Origin of the sequence: Oceanispirochaeta crateris (genome assembly GCF_008329965.1) — a bacterium.
In the GTDB taxonomy this organism is placed as follows: Bacteria; Spirochaetota; Spirochaetia; order DSM-2461; family DSM-2461; genus Oceanispirochaeta; species Oceanispirochaeta crateris.
Window position 1 is genome coordinate 220,806 of the sequence record NZ_CP036150.1, and the last position, 16,850, is coordinate 237,655.

The following is a 16,850-nucleotide window of genomic DNA, read 5'->3' on the forward strand; positions in this document are numbered from 1 at the left end:
TATTGTGTCCGTAAAAGAAAACAAAATCCTAAATACGGCCATTACGCGCCGAGACTTTCTTAAGTTTACAGGACTTGGAACAGTCGGAGCCGCTGCAGCATCCTGGTTACTACCCGGATGTCAATCCAAAGATATCAAGATATTCGAAACAGCAGATGGTATGATTATTCATGAAGCTGCCCGTTGTACTGGTTGTCTCATATGTGAGTCTACCTGTTCTGTTGGAAATGACGGAAAAGCGAGTCAGATTACCGCACGTATCAAAGTCAGTCAGAATCTGGCTTATGGACCCGACGGAGTCAGAGGGGACTGGGTTCATGGAAAGGGTGAAAATGGTAATTTTACCATGACCGCCGATACATGCCGTCAGTGTGAACAACCCGCCTGCGCTTTAGCCTGTCCGCAGGGAGCTATATTTCAGCAGGAAGCTACTGGCGCACGTGAAGTTGATCCTGAGAAATGTGTCGGCTGCGGAACTTGTACCCGCGCCTGTCCCTGGGGAATCCCCACACTGGATCCGGAAACCAATATTTCTACAAAATGTATTCTCTGTCACGGCTACACAGCTTGTGTCAAAGATTGTCCTACCGGGGCTCTTTCCTATGTTTCATGGGAAGACGCACTCAAGAACTATAAAAAACACTTTCAGGTTTAAGAATTAGGAGGAAGAAAACATGGCGCTTAAAGGCGGATGGACAGGTACTATACTTAGAGTAAACCTGAGTACGGGAGAAATTACCCGTGAATCTACAGAAAAATACACTTATTTCATCGGTGGTATGGGAATCGGATATAAAGTCATGTGGGACGAAGTCCCTGCCGGAACTCATCCTTTTGCCGAGGAAAACAGAATTATATTCGGAGTGGGCCCTCTGACTGGTACAGGAGCAATGTGCAGTGGAAGGACCAACATTACAAGTCTTTTAGCTTCTAACCCATTTCATGGTGTCAGTGACAGTCATATGGGTGGGCACTTTGCCGTAGAACTGAAATATGCGGGGTATGATGCCATCATTATTCAGGGAAAATCTGAAAAACCGGTGTGGCTTAGAATTGCCGACCAGGATGTCAGCCTAGAAGATGCATCTCTCTTGTGGGGACATGGGACTTTTAGCACGATTAAAGAAGTAACAGCCCTCATGGGAAAAGACTCCCAGGTTGCCGCTATCGGTCAGGCTGGTGAAAACCAGGTGAACCTTTCGGTCATCAGAACCGGAACAAGCCACTCGGCTGGTGGCCATGGCGGAGTCATGGGTTCCAAAATGCTCAAGGCCATTGGTCTTAGGGGAACCGGATCGGTAAAGATTGCCGGTGACAGATTAAAATGGCATGCATTAAATAAATCAACCTTCGATATCGTGGGTGCCAATAACCAGCATGTTGTTCCTTCCACCCCTCAACCCTGGGCCGAATTCCATGATCCAGCCAGCCGCTGGACAGCTCAGAAAGGTCTTATGTGGGGAGCCGCGGAATATCCCATTGAAACTGGAGAATGCCCTCCTGGAGAACCAAATAAGATCGGTTACCGGACAATGAAGTCTATCAAGGACCTGGGTCCTGCCGCTGAAAAATATACGGTCCGCATGGGGGGATGTGCCTCATGTCCAGTTCGTTGTCATGCCCATTTGAATGTACCTGAACTAGAAGCCTATGGTGTGAGCCCCTATGTAGCCAATACATGTATGGGATTTTACTCACCCAATGGAATTATGAATGGTAAATACAATATTGAGGGAAAAACAAAGGACGAAGCAACTGTTATTGGCCGAACAGCAGGAGCTCAGGTAGCGGATGACCTGGGAGTTTGGTGTAATTACGGGCAGATAGGACGTGACTTTCAATGGACATTAAAACATGGTTACCTGAAAAAAGTTCTTCCTGCAGAAGAGTATGCCAGTCTAAAATTGGATTTGCTGGAAGCAGGAGATCCTAACTTCTTTCATGAGTTCTATCGCCGTATAGCTTTCAAAGAAGGTGAATTGGCCACATTGGGTGAAGGAGCCCACTATGTGGCTAAGAAGTGGAACCTGCCGGAAGAGTACTGGACCTACAAAGGAAACAAACTTTGGAGCAAGGTCGGATACCCCGTCCATCATAGTAATGAATCCAATGGTGTGGTAGGAGCTGTTATTTCCTCTATGTTTAATCGGGATGCTCAGTGTCATACTCATCAGAACCTTATCGGAAGCGGTCTTCCTACGAAAATACAACAGGAAATTGCGGCCGAGCACTGGGGTGAGGGAGCTATTGACGAACCTGCGTTCTATACTCCTGCCAATGAAGCGAAAGCCAAGTTTACAAAATGGAGCATTGTACGGAATGTACTGCACGATTCATTGACTCTGTGTAACTGGATGTGGCCCATGACAGTTTCTCCTCTGAAAGAGAAGGGCTACAGAGGTGATACCTCTCTTGAGTCCAAGTTTTTTAGCATGGCTACCGGATTTAATGTAAGAGAGGACGTTTTGGATAGTTATGCAGAACGTGTCTTTACCCTGCACCGTGCATTGACCGCCAAACAGATGAACTCTAAGAATCTGCGGGAAGATCATGACCAGCTGACAGGTTGGCAGTATTCAATGGATCCAGAGAAGACTGCCTTCGATCAGGGGACAATCAAGCTGGATAAGGATGACTACAATATGGCTTTGACCTATTTTTACAAAGAAATGGGCTGGGATGAGACAACTGGTATTCCTACACGGAAAAAACTGGATGAGCTGGAACTTTCAGATGTAGCAGATCAGCTGGAAAGTCTTGGACTCCTGACAGCCTGAAAATATGAATAACCCTATCCAGGGGATTCTACTGGAGGCGGTGAAAACCGCCTCCGGGCTTTCCCGCCTCATTGACGATCTGGAACTGACAAAGCTCTGCATGGAAGAAGTTTCAGATGATATAGAAATCACCAATTCCGAAATACGCGAGATTATTCTGACAATGAATGATCAGGAAGAGTTTACTTTATGCGTATTCACGGGCAAAGAGCGACTCCGCTGTTTTGACTCTACCATCATGAGCCTGTCCTACGCGAAGGCATTGAACCTCGGTGCCGAGGGGGACATTTTTGAAACGATTGCCTCGACGGTACGCAATGAATCCAGACAGTATCCACGGCCTACTATGATAGATATGTTTCGACATCCTCCTTATAATCTGGAGCCCGAGATTCTGGAACATACGGTTGAAGCCATTCTTAAGGATCATTCTGAATTTAAAGATATATGCCGAAGTTCGGCATCCAATGGAGACATTTACTTGTACTCCAATCGATACATCAATAAATCAAGGGCAGACTATCTTTCTGAGTGGGAGTCTGTCGGAAGCTTGGAGTCACAATAAATGATAGATCAGAATATGTTGAATCTGACACCACCTCAGGTTGAAGAAAATGAAATCACACTCTATGTGGGCACAACGCTGTTTCAGACCTTTCTCTGCACCCCTGAGGCATTGGAAGAGTTAGGCGTCGGACACCTGTACTGCCGAGGCATCATAAGTGAAAGAGAGGATATTACTAAGATAGAAATATCCAAAATTGAGCAAGATGGATTGGACAAGTATGAGATCCGGGTGGAGCTGAAGAATCAGATAGAAAAAGATCGGAAAAGACAGGACTCTTTTCAAATGCCTTCAGTCTCCCATCTTCAGGATCTTGCCGCTAATATCAAAGACCTTGCCGGGAAATACCGGAGCCATGGAGGAATCCACTGTGCTGCCTTATCAGATAGTCGTGACATTGTTTCTCTTTATGAGGATGTAGGCAGGCATAATGCCTTTGACAAAGCCATTGGAGCCGCGGTAATAAAAGGAATTCGACCCTCTGAACTCATCTATTTTTCATCGGGACGTATCAATTCGGAAATCGCCGAAAAAGCAGCTGTCTGCCGTCTGCCCCTTCTTGTCAGCCGGAGTATTGCCACCACAAGGGCCTGTTTCATTGCCGGAGGATCAAATACCTGCATCATTGGCAGGATTGAATCAAAGATTCCCTTCTTGTATACTGCCTCCACGAGAGAGTAAATGAAGCATAAAGCAAAAGAAAACGAGCCGGAGGTTCTTGAATCACAGCCGGTTTTAGCTCATATAAAAGAGCTGCGGACCGTATTTTTTGTCTCAATCATTGCCCTGGCCATTGGCAGTTGTATCAGTTTTTACTTTTTTGATCCCATCATCAATTTTCTCTATAAACCATTCAGCACAATGGAAGGGCTCGGATCGACGGATACCCTTTTTGTGAATTTCCTTTTTGAAGGATTCGTTACAAAATTAAAAATATCGGTGATGGCAGGGCTGACTATGGCTGTTCCGGTCATCCTTTTCATGTTAGTCCGCTTTACTCTGCCTGCTCTCAGGAAAAAAGAAAAAAATGTTCTCTTCGGGGCTCTGGTTTGCGGAGGGTTTCTTGTCATTGTAGGGTTCTATTACGGATATTTTTACATACTGCCCCTCACTGTTCAATTCTTTACCAGCAGGGGATTCTTGCCTGATAATGTTGGCTTCATGCTGAACTATCAGAAAAATGTCATCTATATTTTCAGGTTTATACTGATGATCATGCTGAGCTTCCAGTTTCCCATACTGCTTGAAGTACTACTAGTATTGAATATTGTCTCCCGGAAGGCTCTTTTTAAGGCAAGCCGTTTTGTCATCGTCCTTGTCTTTATTGTGTCGGCGTTAATAACCCCTCCCGATTTTATTTCCCAGTGTATAATTTCCCTGCCCCTGATCTTTCTCTATTTTTGTGCTATTTTCATAGCCAAAATATTTCATTTCGGCGAACAGGAGAAATAGAGTCATGAATGGACTGGGATTTCAGGAAGTATTGGTTATTGTTGCCCTTGTCATCTTGTTTATACGCCCTCAGGAACTGCCGGTTATTTTTCGTAAATTGGGAAAAGCCTGGGCCAAGGTCTATTATTACTATACTTTAATGAAAAAAGAGCTCCAGAGTATGGAGAAAGAGATTGGAATAGAAGAAGAAATGAAAGAAATTCGATCCATGAATGCAAGAATGAAGAGCGAGATTGCCAATTTTGACCGCGCTCTATCAGATACAGTGAATACAAAGGTCACATCAAATAATAAAACGGAAGAACAGAAGGAGTCATAATTATGTTAGGAACTACAGAAGTCATGGTCATTGGTGGGGTCGTGGTATTGCTTTTTGGAGCATCGGCTATACCAAAATTTGCCAAGAGCCTTGGAAAAGCCAAGAAAGAGTTCAAGGAAGGACTTGAAGAGGGCGATTCCGAAATGAATGAATCGGACAACAATAAAACCGAAACCAAGGAAAAATAATCTTTAGATTATAGGCCTTCTCTTTGTTACTATGTTGAGAGAAATGAGGCTATTGTAGATATAAAAAACAAGGTTTCCGTAGAGTTGATTGCTGCTGTTCTTTTCAACTTCATAGCTGATAGTCTGCAGCAATTTCTTATTTATAAGCCTAACTCAAGAACACGAATAGCCTCTTGTACATCATCGGGATTCCACTTTTTCAGGATACCGAAACCCTTCGCCCTGTACCAGTATGCCTGCCGTATTTCATGACTGAACCGGCCCAGTAAAAAATCTTTGAGCAATTTTTTTGTGAACCTTTTGGAATATTTTTGTGCTAAATCGATTATGGTCTTTTCTGTAGGATCAACTGTAATGACCTTCCCCCTGCACACATCACAACTGTTACAATCTTCTGGTACCGCTTCCAGGATGGCAAGGAGGGATTCCCGGCGGCATGTTTCTGAGTCTTCTGCAAAAGTCAGTAGTTTTTCATAGCGCTCTCTTAAATCTTCTCTTGGATTCTCCGCCTCACGGAGACGGTCTGATGGATGGTATAAAAGGATGGCCCGGCAGGGTTGCCTGTCACGGCCGGCCCGTCCAGATTCCTGCAGATAGGCCTCCACCGAAGAGGGGAGGGTGTAATGAATCACAGTCCGGATATTTGGCTTGTCCATACCCAAACCGTAGGCACATGTGGCAGCCAGAATCCCATTCTCAGATCTAAAATACCAATTTTCAAGGTCAGTCCTTAGTTCCTTGGAGAGTCCTGCATGGTAAAAACGGATCTCCTGATCATCCAGTCTCTGTCTGAGGTAGAGGGCACACTGTTCGGTTTGTCTTCGGCTGGAGCAGAAGATGATAGCCGGGCGATCGATGCGTGGAATAAGTTCTGTCAGTGTTTGCATTCGTGACAGGACAGGCAAAACCTCATAGTGAATATTCACACGGTCAGGATTGGCCATCACCAGATTGAAATCCACTTCGCTAAAAAGAATAGATTTTATTTTTTCTAGAATCTGAGGAGACGCTGTGGCCGTATAGGCTGTTATTTGCTGAGCTGCCAGTTCGGGCAGCACTTCTCCCAGTTTCAAACAGGCCGGTCGAAAGGTCTCTCCCCATTCAGGAATGGTATGAGCCTCATCCAGAACCAGATGGGCTATATTCACTTTTTTGAGTTTCTCTCTGACTTCCGGTAGGATCAGTATTTCCGGGTTTGTTAAGAGCATATTGAGGGATCCATCTTCTACAGAGGACCAAATCTTCGCTTTTTCGGACTGGCTCATCCCACCTTTGAGGAGTGCTCCTTTCATCCCGGCTTCCTCTACCCTCCGCAGCTGATCCGCCATCAGTCCCAGAAGGGGAAAGACAACGATTGTCAGCCCCTCCAGCAAGCAGGCCGGTAGCATGAAACAGAGGCTTTTTCCGGCCCCCGTGGGGAGTAGTACCACCTGATTTCGGGGGGCTTCCTCCTGTTCCTCCTCTCCGAAGTAACCAGAGCTTCTGAGTATGTTTGTGATGACCAGATGCTGGTAGGGGAAGAGGTAGCTAATATCGAAGCGTTCTTTTGCTGTTTGGGTAAGTGGATCGGGAGTCATATACATAGTTACATAAAAAAACGAAATGGTGCTTTAATTTTATAGAGAAGGAATTGATTCTTGTCGTGTTTATGAAGAAACATTTGAACAAAATCTTATGGTCCATCATGTTTGCTTCATTCGATTCAAGTATTAGAAGGATTCAATAGAATCTGGAGCGACGATTTTCTTGACAAATTATTAGGTATGACTAATAATTCTTAAGAAGATATAGTTTATTAAATTTTTTATTAGAAATGATTTCTGATAAGGGAATATCATTGTACTTATGATTTACGGAAATTTATTTCAGCTTGGTGATATATCCCTTTTAAAGTACCAAATACTACAGTTAAGGAGATACGGTTTGAAAAGATTGTTTGGTTTTATATTCATTCTTTTGCTAATTAGCATGGTATTTATGTCCTGTGAGGATGTGAATAACGGTTCTCCAGATATATCCATTACTGGTAAATCGGAAGCCAGTGGTGATGATGGCAGTCTCTCTAATGGTGATCTTATTGATTTTGGAAATGTTTATTCTCCAATTGATGAAGATCTTTCGTTTACCATTGGAAATGCGGGCGATTCGGATCTCACAGTTTCATCAATAGTTCTTTCAGGAAGTGATGTCTATAGTTTGCCGACGAATCCCGCTCCTGTAAATATCCCTGTTGGTGAAGAACAGGTCTTCATAATCAGATTCACCTCAGATATCACAGGAGCAAGAACAGGAACCGTCACTATTAACAGCGACGATCCCGATGAATCGAGCTTTCAGTTATCCCTTACAGGGTATGCTACTTCATAATAAATTTTATGGAAGATATGTTCATAGGATGGCCGACACTTGCCAGTCGGTCCTGTTTGAAAGACAGCATGAGAAGCTTTGCAGACAATGCTGTCTTTTTTAATCACAAACCAACTTTTATAATCTCTTCCGATCTTGAAACTCAAGAACATTGTGATTTTGCTGTTTCTATTGCGGAAGACATTAAAAAAACTTCAGGTATAGAAACAGTTGGCATTGGAAAAAAAACTAGTTCTGACTTCATTCAGAGTCTTGCAACTGACTTTGATCCTGAGGTCCTATCCTATGCTTTGGTTCATGATAACAATACCAATCATTTTGGACACAATTCAAATCAGCTGATTCTTGCGACAGCGGGCAGGAATTATATTCAGTCTGATGATGACGTATATTGTCAGCCCGGTCATTACGAGAACACTCTTTCAGATAAACTGGAATATTCCAATGCATATCTCCCAGCAGATCTTCAAATTTTTCATTCCAGGGATGAGATGCTGGAGAAAGCAAAGGATTTCAGTGTGGATGTTCTTACAGAGCATTACAGACTTCTTGGCAAATCCGTTGATGATGATAAAGTTATCTCCCTTACGACTTCAGGTGCCTATGGGGACTCTGGTATGGGTAATCTCCGCTTCCTGATGAGGCTTAAAGGGGAGAATCGAAGAATTAAGCTTGCTTCTGATGAGGTGTACAACAGGAATAAGTTTGCCAGGGACATCATTCGCATTCCAAAAGGGACGACCATAGGGTCTGGAACCCATTTGATGGGAATGAATATCGGAGTCCTTAACAAAGAGTTTATACCTCCTTTTTTTCCTCTAGGAAGAAGTGTGGATCTCTTATTTTCTGTCATGACTCGTCTAGTAAATCTGAATAGTAATACCGCATTTCTGGGTTTTGGATTGTTTCATAGTCCTGAGGACACGAGATTTTACGCAGAAGACAGCATGCAGAGATTAAAACCGAATTTGGTAGATCTCATTATGTCTGTTATCCTTGCCTGCAGACCGGATCGTGAAATTACATCTCCACATAATCGCCTAAATGATATTGCTGATGTATTATTGGAGTTTTCAAGCTTCGGAAAAATAGAGTTTGTCGAGGTTGTTCATGATCTCTGGAGCAAAAGCATACAGGTCTATGCACTGGAGTTGGAAAATCTCCTGGAGGAATACAAACGGAAGCCTGTTTCCTGGGCTACCGACACAGACCTTCTGCTTGATGACATCTATGAACTTCTGAGGGAGCCTTCTTACCTTTTTTCAAAAAAACGATATGGTTTCAATTCTGATGATATTCAATATCATATGGGGATGTATGGTAAGCTCCTTAAAATCTGGCCGGATATTCATAAGCATTCTGCCCAGCTTAATCAGGAAGGCCGGGGGCTTTTGAAATAGTCTATTGTTTTCAACAGACCTTCTCTTAAATCAATCTTTGGTTCCCAGTTCAATTTCTGTCTGGCCAGGGTAATATCGGGTTTTCTTCTTTTGGGATCATCTTTGGGAAGGGGTAGGTATACTTTTTGACTTTTAGAGTCTGTCAGCTCAATTATCATATCAGCTAATTCGTTCATCGTCACTTCCATGGGATTCCCGATATTGATCGGTCCGGTTAAATCCTTTGAATCCATCATTTGTATCATAGCATTTACAATATCATCCACATAGCAGAAACTTCTGGTCTGGTTTCCATCTCCAAAGATTGTGATATCCTGATTCTGCAATGCCTGGACAATAAAATTGCTCACAACTCTGCCATCGTCACTTCTCATATGGGGACCGTATGTATTGAATATCCGGAGCACTTTAATGTTGACTTTGTTCTCCCTGTAGTAATCGAAAAAAAGAGTTTCGGCGCATCGTTTCCCCTCGTCATAACATGCTCTTGGCCCTATTGTGTTAACATTTCCCCAATAGCTTTCCAATTGCGGATGTATTTCCGGATCACCGTATATTTCACTTGTAGATGCTTGAAGGATGGGGATATTCAGGTTTTTTGCCAGTTCCAGCATGTTTATGGCCCCTATTACACTGGTTTTTGTTGTCTGTACTGGATCATGCAGGTAGTGGATGGGACTAGCAGGACAGGCAAGATTATAGATCTGGTCCAATTCAAGAGATATGGGATTAATGATGTTATGGTGAAGAATTTCAAAATAGGAATTATCCATAAGCTGGAGCAGGTTCTCTTTAGTACCAGTGAAAAAATTATCGAGGCATAGTACTTTATTGCCTGATTCCAGCAGTTTAGAACATAGATGAGATCCGATTAAACCAGCTCCTCCAGTAACCAATATTCTTATCATGTTTTAGCCTAATAGGTAACAAAATGAATTATCTGTAAACTAATAATATACAACAAATCCGGTGAATTATCATTAACCATTAAAGCAGGCCGGCAGCATGAAACAGAGGCTTTTTTCCATCCTCTGTGGGGAGCAGAACCACCTGACGCTGGGGAGTGTCCTCTTCTTCCCCGTAGTAAGCAGAGTGTCTGAGTCAGTTTGTGATGACCAAACGTTTAGGAGTCGACGACAAAAGGGCCAATTATCTCGTAATTGTTTGTTTTGTTGATTTCATCTTCGGCCAATACTTTTAAGATGAGGTAATAGGTTCCAGTAAGCTCAGGCCAAGGAAGGTTAAAATCTAACCAATCTGAATAATCTCCACTTAGGAGTGCTTCAATTGTTGCTGATGTGATGAGTGTATCCTCTTCGTCCCAATTCTCATCTTCAGAAGCATAGGCTCCCCAGAAAATCTGATCAGTACCGTCTGCTGAACCCTCATTCTTTATATTAAATCCAATATATGTCTCATCACCAACATTAGAAGGTGGTGTATGTTCATCCGTATCCTCAATCAGATAATCGATATTTTTCATAACAACAATTTCAACAGGTACGGTAATATATCCTGTGTTATCACTGAAATACAGATCATCCTCGGCGCTCAACGAGACGATCAAGTTATAATCCGTATTTTTATCCGGATAGGGCCAAGTTCCGGAAAAGGGTATGGAAAGAGAATCCTGGTAGGCCTCCAGGGGCGATTCGGAACCCTGAGAAACGATGGTGTCTCCACTTCCGATGATCAAGTCTTCTGAGTAGTAGACAATCCAAGAAATGGACTGGGTACCGTCGTCAGAGCCGCTGTTTTTAAAGGTAAATGATCCTGAAAAATCACTGCCACCCGAATAGTCAGATTCATATGTGGTTACCGATACAGTATTATAGTTTACATCATCTAATGCAGGAGAGCTTGTGGCTACATTGATGGTTGTTTCCGCCGTATTCAATTGGCTGTCTGTTACCTTCACGATGGCTGTTCCTCCCAGGTCCGAGGGGGCCGTGTAGAGGTTGTTTATCAGAGATTCCCCCGTACCGCCAATGGATTGTTCCAGTGAATAACTGTACTCACCAGTTCCTCCGTTTGCTTCCAGAGTTACTTTTTTCCCTCTGTAGATTGAAATAAAGGAGGGACTGAGTGTTAGAAGCGAGACAGATGGAGAGACTATGGTGAGCAGGGATTGGCCTGTTGCTCCGTAGCTGTCTTCTACCTGCACAATGACCATACCTGTTTTGTCCGATGGAGCCGTATAGCTGTTGTCTGTTAGCTTTTCACCACTACCTCCCAAGGCGGTCGACAGAGTAAGCTCATAGGGCGGTACGCCGCCTTCTATTTCAAGAGTAAGACTCTGGGAGCTTAAAAGCTGAGCCTCAGAGGGGCTAATGGATAAGACCTGCCCATCAGGTCCGTCCAATATTTCCGAGAAAGGGGTCGCTTGTACACACGCCGCTAAAATGATGATTACGATCTGAAAGATCAGGATTGCTTTTAGGTTTATCTTTTGCATTATGAAATACGTCTATGGAACTACAATGATAAATTTACACCCAAAGTGGGGTAAAATCCTGAAAAAATTGTAGATTGTTCAAAATAGAATGTATAATCTCCCGAATAGTAAAAACTGAAGCTGTCATACAGAGGAATTTCTGCACCAAGCCCCAAGGACAGATAGGGGAGTGTGGAATAGGTCAGATCCTTATTGGATGAGTTCACTGTGAAGTAGGATAATCCTGAACTGAGCCTTGCAAGTAATCTGCTCCCGGAGGCGATACCAAGACTCATCTGTATTTCCGGACCCAAAGAATAAAAATTATTAGTGGAACTGGTTAGCAGTCCATCACTTTCAAAGTGATCCCAGGAAATCCGTCCTCCCAGATCAAGATCCATTTTCCATTTCTTTAATTGATAAGCGCCATAAAGCGAGAAATGAGATCCGTAGGAAAAATATTCAGCTGCCTTTCCAGTACTAATGAGTGGTGAACCTGACAAGGATACAGTAATCAAGGATTCCTCAATTTTAACTTCCTTTACTTCAGCTTCTATTTCAAGGGGGGCCTCTTCAATGGATTCCGTGGGAACCTTCTCTACTTCTGTGAACCCTTCTTCACTGTCTACTTTGTTATTACTCCACCAGTCCCAACCGGGAGGCGGTTCTGCTTTTACAATTTCCAGATGTTCTCTTATAACGGGAATAATTCTATCTACGCTGCTGTTGATATATGCATTGGAAAAACCTTCCAGATACGAATCCCTCTGTATTGAGATGAGTAGCTGTTTATCCCAGGTTGAATAGCAATTCATTATCAGTGATAGATTATGATCCGTTTGGGTATAGTGCGTTTCAATTATAAAAAATGCTCCCAGCCAGCCTGCTTTATCTAGGAGCTCTTCAATGGTTATTACATCTTCTACCTGTATGGTGTTCAAGTTGTACTCTTTGAGTTTGTTCGTTGTGGTGTCGTTTATGAGTTTTAAAAAATCCTTTGAATCACTCTTGGTAAAAACCAGGATATTGGGTTCCCGTTCTACTTCTTCTGCATTAATAGTATTGACCGGAATTATAGCTGTCAGGAGGACGAACAGCTTGAGAGTATATTTGAAAAGATTTTGATTCTTCATTTTTTTTATTTTCAGTTTCCTTTGGTATCGCTTTGAAACACCACCTGGTCTCCTGCTTCGGGTTTTACTGAAAAATCATAGAGTATTTCCAATTCTCCAAGAACAAAACCCTCTTCAAAAGATGTGATAATTCCACTCGCTAGAACCAACTCTTCATTTTTATTCCGATCTTTGACTACCGTGAATTCTGCACCAATTTTTAGCTCACTTTCATCATCATATTGAATTGTAATCTTATTAAACTGAGCCTTTGTAATCATACCTGTGATGATATCCGGCTCTTCATTCTTTTTATTTACACTCTGTGCCTCTAGGGTTGAATCCACTTCACTTTCCGTCGATAGGGAAGGACTCTCCTGATTTCGAATGTTGTCAGAATCAATTTTTTGAAGGATATAGAAGGCGTTTGATAATTCTGGAATGGAATCTATCTTCTGCCGTAGCTCAGATTCTTTTGACCTGTATTCCCCACTGGCGTATTCGTTAGTGAGTGCTCGTGATAAACGGCCTAATTCTGTCATAAGTGCGCTGTATCGATCAGTTCTTTTTGAGTTTTCATTCTGAGATGTTATTTTGACCCCCATATTTTCTTGAAGCAAGGGGATCAAGTTCTGGTAGAATTCAAAGGTTTTTGGGGGGACTAATCTATCAGTCTCATTTTGATCTTTCATAAATTTTTCAATTTCAGTTAGTTTAGCTAACCCTTCCTGTGGATTCTCATTTTGAATATCCTGAAAAATCTCAAGGAATTTACGCTGCACGATGTCCATAAAAATTTCAGACTGTTTTGTTTTTAATTCTGAATCATTGATAATTGGATTTTCCTGTTCTGTTATCATAGAAGCAGGACTTTCCAGGGACTCTATGGATCCCTGGAGATTCTGTTGCTCTTCAACCAGTAATTCCTTTTCGGAAACGGCCGCTTCAAGAACCTCTTCAGTCTCATTTCTTTCATTCAGAATTTCATCGATCTTCAAATTCAGATCATCTAGGCTCAGACTATAAAACTCTACCATTTCGTTTGTTAGATTCAAAAGAAGGTCATTTTCCATACTGATCATTCTTGAATCGATTGCTTCCCTGGTCAAACCGGCGAGACTAAGTTTTGTTCTTTCTTCTGAAAATTGCTTTTCAGCCTGCTTCTTCAGTTCAATGAGATCTCTCAGAGAATTAAGTCTTTGGTCGTATTCTGCTATTCTTTCTTTATATACGGTAATTTCCTTCTCTTTGGATCGGATCTTCAATGATGCTTCATCTTGAAAAGCTTTGAGTATGGCCCATTCAGAATCACTACTGACACTTGAACTCAGGATTTCCTCCACTGTATATGTCTTATTGATAACATTCCCAAATATAAAAATACCGATTAAACTCAGCAAGATGGCAATCATAATCACTGTCGCAGGAAGAATGAGTCCTTTTGAGTGACTCTTGTATTCTATCTCATGGGGGGTTGAAAAGAAAAAGTTTGAGAATTTTCTCTCTATGCCGATTAGAATTGTCTCTTTGTCTTCTTCGGAGATATTATTAATGTCAAAATCTGTATTTTCCCTCATGCTGCCCATCTTGTATATTATAATCTGTTTATTGTTATGTTATAAAAATAAACTTGCATTTTCAATGCTATTTCAGCTAGAGTTGTTGAAATGTACCGTGGAGAGTTTTTTTTATGACTAAAATGTATAGAATCAATATCAAAACCAAGATGATTATAATGATCATTCCAATCCTCGTCTGTAGTTTTATGGTTGTCGGGTATATCTCTGTAATCTCCACTCGAAACAGCCTTATGAGGAAATCAAGTCAACTCATTCGATACAAGGCTGGACAATATGAATCCTATGCAAAGCAGCAGTGGACCAATTTGCAGGAAAGCGGCCTTTCAACTGATGCGGTATATCTCGATATAATACAGGATTCTTTAAAAAATTATGCCAACGGGATGATCCAGAATGATTCGGAATACATACTGGCCCTGGATGATTCGGGACAATTGATGTTTTCTACAGGAGATCTGTCATGGGCGAGTCATTTTTCTGATGAAATGAAAAGTGCCTCCTATCACAAAAATGGAGGATTATATCAATTTACTTTGGGATCGGATTCCTACTATGGTTTATCGGTGCTGCTGGATTTTCCTGAATGGGAAGTTTATTTAATCGAGGAATCCCGTTCTTTTAAAGATGATATCCGTGAGATTACAATTCAGCAAATTCTGAGTTTTATTATTATATTGATTGTGATAGTCATAGCCATTATTGGACTTTTAAATACAATAACCGCCCCGATTCAAAGATTTAGAAATACCATTCATAAGATTATGGAGAACAAAGATTTCTCTCAAAAGGTCAGGATTGAATATCCCGATGAGATTGGGGATCTTGCCTATGACTTTAATACATTGATTTCAAATTTTGATCTGGCTTATTCCAATTTGAAAGAGTATGCACTGAATGAGGCTATTGTTCTCAAAGAGCTTCACACTCGGGAATATGAAACTCTGGATGTTTTGGCCCGTGCCTCGGATTATAAGGATCCGGAAACGGCAGCCCATATCAAAAGGGTGAGTGACTACGCTCTCCTTTTTGCCGAGTTACTGGATCTGGATCAGGAAAGCCGGGACCTTATCTACTATGCTGCCCCTCTTCATGATGTGGGAAAACTCGGTATTCCTGACTCTATACTGTTAAAGCCAGGGAAACTGAATGATGAAGAGATGAAGATTATGAGAAATCATACGGTCATTGGTTATGAAATTATGCAGAACCCTTCGAGTAAATTCCTTAAGGCAGGAGCTATCATTGCCATCTCACATCATGAACGTTTTGATGGAATGGGCTATCCTTATGGACTTAAAGGGGAGGATATTCCACTCTTTGGAAGAATTGTCAGCATCGTTGATGTTTTTGATGCTCTAACAACAAAGCGGCCGTATAAAGATTCCTGGAGTTATGATGAGGCTGTTAATGAAATCTTACAGGAGAGTGGAAAACACTTTGATCCATTTCTTGTACAAATATTTGAAAATAATGCATCTAAATTTAGAGAGCTGTATATGAACCGGGACTACTAATTGCATCCATTCCTTTTTTAAATCTTGCAGTTTTTAGACTATGGGGATCATTCTTCTCTTTAGAATTGTGCTCTGGTGCTTACTGGTTTGAAGATTCTCCCCCGAACTCCTTGGATAAGGCATCCTTCATGATGGGCAGCGGGGCTTCCAGACCAGTCCACATCTTAAATCCTATGGCTCCCTGGTATACAAGCATTCCCAGACCATCAAGGGTTTTGGCACCTCGCTTGGAAGCTTCATATAAGAACGCTGTCAAAGGAGGATTGGGAATAACATCGCAAACTACCATATTCTTTCTAATGCTGTCATAGTTTAATTCAGGTTTTTCATCCACATCTGGAAATAGGCCTATGGATGTGGCGTTTACCAAAATATCCGTTGTGTCAGGAATTGAAATTGAGCCATCCCAGGATATAAATTCTGAATGAGTTCCTGTGTGATCGTTCAGATGTTTGACAAGGGCTTGGCCCTTTGAAGCCGTACGGTTTGCTATGGATATTTGTTTAGCCCCGGCCAGAGCCAGTTCCACTGAGATCGCCCGGGCGGCTCCTCCGGCCCCCAGTATCAAAAAGTTCCTGCCTTTGGGGTTCACTTTGGCATCATTTTTAAGTGATTCTAAAAATCCCTTGCCATCTGTATTCTCACCGATGAGCCTGTCCTTATCTTTTCTTACCGTGTTCACCGCTCCAATCAGGGATGCATCTTCTGCTATTGAATCCAGGTATTGAATGACTTCAATTTTATGGGGGATGGTCAGATTGATGCCCTTCATTTGCATGGCTCGCATGCCTGAAATGGCTTCTTTAAGATCCTGGGGTAAGACTTCGATAGTCAGGTATCTCCAATGGATGTTCAGTTCTTTGAAAGCGGCTTCCAGCATCACAATGGTGGGATTCTCTGCAACAGGATGTCCAAATACGCCTACCAGTTCGGATTTATAACTATGTCCCATGAAAAAACCACCTTGCATAAAAAAGTATTCTGGAGAATCAAACAGTCCATTCTCTGCTGCCATCTCCCTTTTAGCACTATTTTAATCTGTATACGATTCTTTTGCTACTCAAAGGATGCAGACAGTGAGTTTTGCCTGGTCAGCATCATAAATCTAATGACTTTTTAGTGTACTGACTCCTTGACACTCA

16 protein-coding genes are annotated in these 16,850 nt (G+C 42.1%); 10 read left to right on the forward strand and 6 right to left on the reverse strand.

Annotated elements, in window-relative coordinates:
* Positions 1-4: 4 nt before the first annotated feature.
* Genes EXM22_RS00955 through EXM22_RS00985 form a run of 7 tightly spaced genes read left to right on the forward strand, consistent with a single transcriptional unit; the run spans position 5 to position 5,301 of the window.
* A complete protein-coding gene (locus EXM22_RS00955; protein WP_149484708.1) occupies positions 5-655 on the forward strand; it encodes a 4Fe-4S dicluster domain-containing protein in 651 nt (216 codons plus the stop codon).
* Between the two features lie 19 nt (positions 656-674).
* Positions 675-2,777 carry an aldehyde ferredoxin oxidoreductase gene (locus EXM22_RS00960; protein ID WP_149484709.1) on the forward strand — a complete coding sequence of 701 codons (2,103 nt, stop codon included), beginning with the start codon at positions 675-677 and terminating at the stop codon, positions 2,775-2,777.
* Positions 2,778-2,781: 4 nt separating this feature from the next.
* Positions 2,782-3,342 carry a hypothetical protein gene (locus tag EXM22_RS00965; RefSeq protein WP_149484710.1) on the forward strand — a complete coding sequence of 187 codons (561 nt, stop codon included), beginning with the start codon at positions 2,782-2,784 and terminating at the stop codon, positions 3,340-3,342.
* Positions 3,343-4,023 carry a formate dehydrogenase accessory sulfurtransferase FdhD gene (locus EXM22_RS00970; protein ID WP_149484711.1) on the forward strand — a complete coding sequence of 227 codons (681 nt, stop codon included), beginning with the start codon at positions 3,343-3,345 and terminating at the stop codon, positions 4,021-4,023.
* The gene (gene tatC / locus EXM22_RS00975; protein ID WP_149484712.1) at positions 4,024-4,794 is read left to right on the forward strand and encodes a twin-arginine translocase subunit TatC; all 771 of its coding nucleotides are present in this window, start codon (positions 4,024-4,026) and stop codon (positions 4,792-4,794) included.
* A 4-nt stretch (positions 4,795-4,798) separates the two neighbouring features.
* Entirely contained in the window at positions 4,799-5,113 is a 315-nt protein-coding gene (locus tag EXM22_RS00980; RefSeq protein WP_149484713.1) for a Sec-independent protein translocase subunit TatA/TatB, read from the forward strand.
* 2 nt (positions 5,114-5,115) lie between these two features.
* Positions 5,116-5,301, forward strand: coding sequence for a twin-arginine translocase TatA/TatE family subunit (locus EXM22_RS00985; RefSeq protein WP_149484714.1), 186 nt, complete (start codon positions 5,116-5,118; stop codon positions 5,299-5,301).
* Between the two features lie 140 nt (positions 5,302-5,441).
* Here the strand turns inward: EXM22_RS00985 and EXM22_RS00990 are convergent, their stop codons facing one another.
* Entirely contained in the window at positions 5,442-6,884 is a 1,443-nt protein-coding gene (locus tag EXM22_RS00990; protein WP_149484715.1) for a RecQ family ATP-dependent DNA helicase, read from the reverse strand.
* 340 nt (positions 6,885-7,224) lie between these two features.
* Here EXM22_RS00990 and EXM22_RS00995 point away from each other — a divergent pair, with 340 nt between their 5' ends.
* Complete coding sequence (locus tag EXM22_RS00995) at positions 7,225-7,668, forward strand: choice-of-anchor D domain-containing protein (protein WP_168203270.1); 444 nt, start codon at positions 7,225-7,227, stop codon at positions 7,666-7,668.
* An 8-nt stretch (positions 7,669-7,676) separates the two neighbouring features.
* Positions 7,677-9,068: a hypothetical protein gene (locus EXM22_RS01000; protein ID WP_149484717.1), complete on the forward strand. Its 1,392-nt coding sequence runs from the start codon at positions 7,677-7,679 to the stop codon at positions 9,066-9,068.
* Here EXM22_RS01000 and EXM22_RS01005 read toward each other — a convergent pair.
* The 4 genes from EXM22_RS01005 to EXM22_RS01020 form a co-directional block, all read right to left on the reverse strand.
* Positions 9,041-9,976: a UDP-glucuronic acid decarboxylase family protein gene (locus EXM22_RS01005; protein ID WP_149484718.1), complete on the reverse strand. Its 936-nt coding sequence runs from the start codon at positions 9,974-9,976 to the stop codon at positions 9,041-9,043. The two genes, EXM22_RS01000 and EXM22_RS01005, sit on opposite strands and share 28 nt — an antisense overlap.
* Positions 9,977-10,191: 215 nt before the next feature.
* Entirely contained in the window at positions 10,192-11,523 is a 1,332-nt protein-coding gene (locus EXM22_RS01010; protein ID WP_149484719.1) for a hypothetical protein, read from the reverse strand.
* A 20-nt stretch (positions 11,524-11,543) separates the two neighbouring features.
* Positions 11,544-12,635 (reverse strand): hypothetical protein, encoded by a 1,092-nt coding sequence (locus tag EXM22_RS01015; RefSeq protein ID WP_149484720.1) that lies wholly within the window; start codon positions 12,633-12,635, stop codon positions 11,544-11,546.
* Between the two features lie 11 nt (positions 12,636-12,646).
* Positions 12,647-14,200, reverse strand: a complete 1,554-nt coding sequence (locus EXM22_RS01020; protein WP_149484721.1) for a hypothetical protein — start codon at positions 14,198-14,200, stop codon at positions 12,647-12,649.
* Between the two features lie 104 nt (positions 14,201-14,304).
* Here EXM22_RS01020 and EXM22_RS01025 point away from each other — a divergent pair, with 104 nt between their 5' ends.
* Positions 14,305-15,708, forward strand: coding sequence for an HD domain-containing phosphohydrolase (locus EXM22_RS01025; RefSeq protein ID WP_149484722.1), 1,404 nt, complete (start codon positions 14,305-14,307; stop codon positions 15,706-15,708).
* 79 nt (positions 15,709-15,787) lie between these two features.
* On the opposite strand, the gene aroE is transcribed toward EXM22_RS01025, so the two are convergent.
* Positions 15,788-16,660, reverse strand: a complete 873-nt coding sequence (gene aroE / locus EXM22_RS01030) for a shikimate dehydrogenase (protein WP_149484723.1) — start codon at positions 16,658-16,660, stop codon at positions 15,788-15,790.
* Between the last annotated feature and the right edge of the window lie 190 nt (positions 16,661-16,850).

Excerpts from the sequence above, each read along its gene's own strand:
- EXM22_RS00960 (WP_149484709.1), top strand. The coding sequence starts at position 675 with ATGGCGCTTAAAGGCGGATGGACAGGTACTATACTTAGAGTAAACCTG.
- EXM22_RS00965 (WP_149484710.1), top strand. The coding sequence starts at position 2,782 with ATGAATAACCCTATCCAGGGGATTCTACTGGAGGCGGTGAAAACCGCC.
- EXM22_RS00970 (WP_149484711.1), top strand. The coding sequence starts at position 3,343 with ATGATAGATCAGAATATGTTGAATCTGACACCACCTCAGGTTGAAGAA.
- tatC (WP_149484712.1), top strand. The coding sequence starts at position 4,024 with ATGAAGCATAAAGCAAAAGAAAACGAGCCGGAGGTTCTTGAATCACAG.
- EXM22_RS00980 (WP_149484713.1), top strand. The coding sequence starts at position 4,799 with ATGAATGGACTGGGATTTCAGGAAGTATTGGTTATTGTTGCCCTTGTC.
- EXM22_RS00985 (WP_149484714.1), top strand. The coding sequence starts at position 5,116 with ATGTTAGGAACTACAGAAGTCATGGTCATTGGTGGGGTCGTGGTATTG.
- EXM22_RS00990 (WP_149484715.1), bottom strand. The coding sequence starts at position 6,884 with ATGTATATGACTCCCGATCCACTTACCCAAACAGCAAAAGAACGCTTC.
- EXM22_RS01000 (WP_149484717.1), top strand. The coding sequence starts at position 7,677 with ATGGAAGATATGTTCATAGGATGGCCGACACTTGCCAGTCGGTCCTGT.
- EXM22_RS01005 (WP_149484718.1), bottom strand. The coding sequence starts at position 9,976 with ATGATAAGAATATTGGTTACTGGAGGAGCTGGTTTAATCGGATCTCAT.
- EXM22_RS01010 (WP_149484719.1), bottom strand. The coding sequence starts at position 11,523 with ATGCAAAAGATAAACCTAAAAGCAATCCTGATCTTTCAGATCGTAATC.
- EXM22_RS01015 (WP_149484720.1), bottom strand. The coding sequence starts at position 12,635 with ATGAAGAATCAAAATCTTTTCAAATATACTCTCAAGCTGTTCGTCCTC.
- EXM22_RS01020 (WP_149484721.1), bottom strand. The coding sequence starts at position 14,200 with ATGGGCAGCATGAGGGAAAATACAGATTTTGACATTAATAATATCTCC.
- EXM22_RS01025 (WP_149484722.1), top strand. The coding sequence starts at position 14,305 with ATGACTAAAATGTATAGAATCAATATCAAAACCAAGATGATTATAATG.
- aroE (WP_149484723.1), bottom strand. The coding sequence starts at position 16,660 with ATGGGACATAGTTATAAATCCGAACTGGTAGGCGTATTTGGACATCCT.